5 protein-coding genes and 1 pseudogene are annotated in these 4,038 nt (G+C 65.1%); 4 read left to right on the forward strand and 2 right to left on the reverse strand.

What is annotated here, in order from left to right:
- The 4 genes and pseudogenes from WC739_RS24790 to WC739_RS24805 all read left to right on the forward strand — a co-directional run.
- Positions 1-224 (forward strand): annotated as a pseudogene (locus WC739_RS24790) (transglutaminase family protein); the annotation flags it as partial.
- A gap of 50 nt (positions 225-274) precedes the next feature.
- A complete protein-coding gene (locus WC739_RS24795) occupies positions 275-1,081 on the forward strand; it encodes a transglutaminase family protein (protein ID WP_372955629.1) in 807 nt (268 codons plus the stop codon).
- A gap of 4 nt (positions 1,082-1,085) precedes the next feature.
- The gene (locus WC739_RS24800; RefSeq protein WP_372955630.1) at positions 1,086-1,313 is read left to right on the forward strand and encodes a hypothetical protein; all 228 of its coding nucleotides are present in this window, start codon (positions 1,086-1,088) and stop codon (positions 1,311-1,313) included.
- Positions 1,314-1,427: 114 nt separating this feature from the next.
- A complete protein-coding gene (locus tag WC739_RS24805) occupies positions 1,428-1,913 on the forward strand; it encodes a hypothetical protein (RefSeq protein WP_372955631.1) in 486 nt (161 codons plus the stop codon).
- A gap of 9 nt (positions 1,914-1,922) precedes the next feature.
- Here WC739_RS24805 and WC739_RS24810 read toward each other — a convergent pair whose 3' ends face one another.
- Positions 1,923-2,456, reverse strand: a complete 534-nt coding sequence (locus WC739_RS24810) for a hypothetical protein (RefSeq protein ID WP_372955632.1) — start codon at positions 2,454-2,456, stop codon at positions 1,923-1,925.
- Entirely contained in the window at positions 2,449-3,924 is a 1,476-nt protein-coding gene (locus WC739_RS24815) for a glycine cleavage T C-terminal barrel domain-containing protein (protein ID WP_372955633.1), read from the reverse strand. The genes WC739_RS24810 and WC739_RS24815 overlap by 8 nt, the downstream gene beginning before the upstream one ends.
- Positions 3,925-4,038 lie beyond the last annotated feature (114 nt).

The following is a 4,038-nucleotide window of genomic DNA, read 5'->3' on the forward strand; positions in this document are numbered from 1 at the left end:
GGTGCCAGGTCTATCTGCCCGGCGCCGGATGGGTCGAGTTCGATCCCACGAACGGCATCGTCGGCAACCGGGACCTGATCCGGGTTGCCGTGGCGCGCGATCCGGCACAGGCCGTGCCGCTGTCAGGGAGCTATTATGGGAAGGCTTCGGACGATCTGGGAATGACGGTGCAGGTCAATGTGGCGTCCGGAAAGCATCCAGGTGCGGCGACCGAAATAGGCTAGCAACCGGACGCGATCTTCGACGTTAAGACCTCCATCAACAGGGGGCATCCATGAAAATCCGCGCCGGTTTCAACATCGCCTATCAATGTCCTCAGCCAACGCAGATGCTGCTGGTTCTCGACGTCCACCCTTCCCGCCGACCCGATCTTCTGAGCGAGGCGGCCGTTGAGTTCGATCCTGCCGTGGAGGCGCGCGGTTATACCGACAGCTTCGGCAACGCCTGTACCCGCGTCACCGCGCCGGCCGGCATAATCGAGATGTCGTCGGCTTTTCTTGTCCATGACAGCGGCCGGCCCGATGTCGTCGCATGGGACGCCGTGCAGCACGATATCAAGGATTTACCGGATGAAGTTCTCGTTTTCCTGCTTGGCAGCCGCTACTGCGACACGCAACGGCTCAGCGATTTCGCTTGGGCCAACTTCTCCAACACGCCCCCGGGCTGGGCGCGCGTTCAGGCAATCTGCGACTTCGTGCATGGCCACATAACGTGCAATTATCAGAACGCGGACGCGATGCGCACAGCCTATGGCGGCTTCGTCGACAGGCAAGGCGTGTGCCGCGACTTCGCCCACCTCGCGATCACGCTGTGCCGCTGCATGAACATTCCGGCTCGCTACTGCACCGGCTATCTAGGCGATATCGGCGTGCCGCGCGTCCCGGATCCAATGGACTTCAGCGCCTGGTTTCAGGCGTATCTGGGCGGCAATTGGTATACTTTCGACGCGCGTCACAACAAGCCGAGGATCGGCCGGATCTTGATGGCGACGGGCCGCGACGCGACGGACGTGGCGATCTCGACCAGCTTCGGTCAGTCGCAGCTCATCCGCTTCGAGGTCATTACGGAGGAAGTAGCCTAGCTTTGTGCGGCGGGGCATTGCGCCCCGCAAATCAGCCGCGTCGAGCGGGCGAGATTGCCTGGCGGGCGACCGCAGGGCAATTGTCCTGCCCACGGCCGTCTACGCCACCGACAAGGATTTCACCGACGGCGTGCTGCATTCGCAAGCCGTCCTCAAGCGCGCGGCCCAGGCCGTGGAAGAGGTCGGCCTCGTGCTGGCCAACCGTGCGGCGGAAAGGATCGCCGCCGAATAGCCAGCCATCAGCGGACCGCGTCGAAATTCGCGAGGGCAGTGCTCTTCGCTTACGCGCAATTTACGACCGGCGGCTACAAACGCTCCTGTCTGATTCGGCCGGGACAGGAGCATCATGAGCAAAGCCCTCACATCCTTCGCATTGGTCACGGTGCTGGCCGCGTTGCTCATGGCGCTGAGCCTGGCGGTGGCCAGGCACGGCTACCCCTACGGAGCGGTCGGTGCAAAGCGGCTGGACAATATCGCCGATGCCGGGACGTTCATTCCGCTTGCCGCGGTCTATTTCTTCAGCGCGCTCTTGATGATGGTCCTGCCGATCAGGGCGGCCGGGATTGTCCTCACCCATGCCGCCGACGCCCTGTTCTGGGCGGTGATCGTCCTGCTCGCGGCCATCGTCGGCGGGCTTGTCGCCAGATGGGCGTTCGGCCAGGGCGGCGCCCTGTGGGCGCTGCTGAACTGGCGGTTCCTGTTTGCCGCCGCCGTGATCGGTTGTCACTTCGTCATGAACGAACTGCGCCGCAATGTGCTGCTGCGCAGCCTGTTCTTCGTGATCTTCGCCGCCGCGACTCTCGCCTGCCTGTTCTGGTCGTTCACGCTCTGAGCGTTCTAGCTAGTGTTCGGCGGCGATGTGGCCGGCGGCCTGCTCCATCCATGTCCAGAGATACGCAGCGAGACCCCGGTCGACATGGATGCGCAGTGTGTCCTCGTGGCGATAGACGATCGCGCTAATGCCGGCGAAGGACAGTGCCGCGCTGGCGCTCGCCTGGTTTGGATCGAGCGTCGCCCCGCGCGCGATGAATGCGTCGATTGCCGTACCCTCGATCTGGAACACCCGCAGTCCGGCGCTGATCGGCGTCACCGCGAAGCCTTCGGTGTGCCACCCGGCGGCGATGGCAAGCTGCGTGCCCGATATGGCGAGCAGCCGGTCACGCGCCAGCCGCGCCGCATAGCGGTCGCCCCGCGCGCTGCCGAAGGCGCCGACGTCAGCCCCCTCCAGGCCTGAGACCTTCGCCCAGGCATCGAGATCGCCGCTGACCAGCATCTGGTCGAGGCCAGCCAGCATCCGCACCGTCAGGCCGGGCGCGGTGATCTCCGCCGACTGCCAGTCAGGCGCAACGGACCATTTCTCCGCGAGATCACGCATGCAGCCGTTCTCCTGCCGGGTCGAAGGCGCAAGGGGCGGCAATCGTCGCCGTCCTAACCTTGCCGAGATGTTGAATTTCTATCGACTCGCCATGGCGGGCTCCGCCACGTTCGATCAGGGCAAGCGCGACCGGCCTTCCAAGCGTCGGACTCTGGTAGCTCGAGGTGACAAAGCCCTGGCTGCGCAATCCGCCGTCAATGCGTCTGATGCCATGCGCGCCCGTCGGCAGCGGCACTTCGCCTGGCGGTACCGCCAGTCCGACAAGCTGCATGCGGTCGCCGCGCGATGCCTCCTCGGTGAACAGCGAACGGCGGCCCACATAGTCGGTCTGGCGTTTGGCGCGGGGTGCTTCGCTGCCGAGATCATGCGGCAGCGTGGTGCCGTCGGTGTCCTTGCCGATGACGATGAAGCCCTTCTCGGCCCGCAGGATCATCAGCGCCTCGAGCCCGATGATGACGGCATCGTAGGCCTGGCCGGCCTGGCGCAGATGCGCCCATAGCGGCTCGGCTCGATCCGCGCGGATCGAGATCTCGTAACTCCTGTCGCCGGTGAAGCTGACACGGGCGATGCGGACCTCGTCGCCGGCGTAGCTGCCATCGCCGATTGCCATATGCGGCAGGTCGGCATCGTCGAGCGACAGGCCGAGGTCCAATGTTTCGAGCAGCTTCCTGGCATTCGGTCCGGAGACGGTCAGCGTCGCCATGTCCGCGGTGGCGTTGTGGATATAGACCGCGCTCCTTCCGAAACGGTCCTGGCGCCATTCCTCCATCCGCCCATGCACGGAAGCGACATGCGAGGACGAGCACGATACGACAAAGCGATGCTCGTCCAGCCGCACCAGCACGCCGTCATCGAAGACCACGCCGTTCTCCGACAGCATGAAACCGTAGCGGCAGCGGCCGGGCTTCAGCGTCGACATGGTGTTGTAATAGATGAAATCGACGAATTCCGCGGCCTTGGGGCCGATCACCTCGATCTTGCCGAGCGTCGAGCCGTCGAACAGCGCAACGGATTGACGGGCGCGCCGCGCCTCGTCCTGCATAGCGCTGTCCGCATTCGCGCTGCCGCCATAATGGGCCGGGCGCAGCCAACCGCCATATTCCTGGAACACCGCACCGCTGGCGCGATGGACGTTTTCCAGCGGCAACCGGCGCACCGGCGCCAACAGTTCGCCGACGCGCGCGCCGGTGAAGCTTGCCATCGGCACCGGCGTGAACGGCGGGCGATAGGTCGTTGTGCCGACCTCGGGCACAGTGCGGCCGGTGATGGCGGCCATCAGCGCCAGGCCGGGCAGGTTGGAGGTCTTGCCCTGGTCGGTCGCCATGCCAAGCGTCGTGTAGCGCTTCAGATGCTCGACCGAGACGAAGTTCTCCCGTGCCGCCAGTTCGACATCCTTCGCCGTCACGTCGTTCTGGTAGTCGATCCAGATGCGCCCTTTCGAACCCGGCATCGGCCAAGCGGCGGTCATGCCGCCGGTCGCCTCCGGCCCGGTGCTGCGCGGCGCTGGTATGATCGCCTTCGCCAGTGATGCGACAGCCTTCGCCGAGCTGGCGAACACCTCCGACAACGAGACCGTTCCGGC

The organism is Mesorhizobium sp., assembly GCF_041661565.1.
Lineage (GTDB): Bacteria > Pseudomonadota > Alphaproteobacteria > Rhizobiales > Rhizobiaceae > Mesorhizobium.

Excerpts from the sequence above, each read along its gene's own strand:
- WC739_RS24795 (WP_372955629.1), top strand. The coding sequence starts at position 275 with ATGAAAATCCGCGCCGGTTTCAACATCGCCTATCAATGTCCTCAGCCA.
- WC739_RS24805 (WP_372955631.1), top strand. The coding sequence starts at position 1,428 with ATGAGCAAAGCCCTCACATCCTTCGCATTGGTCACGGTGCTGGCCGCG.
- WC739_RS24810 (WP_372955632.1), bottom strand. The coding sequence starts at position 2,456 with ATGCGTGATCTCGCGGAGAAATGGTCCGTTGCGCCTGACTGGCAGTCG.
- WC739_RS24815 (WP_372955633.1), bottom strand. The coding sequence starts at position 3,924 with ATGACCGCCGCTTGGCCGATGCCGGGTTCGAAAGGGCGCATCTGGATC.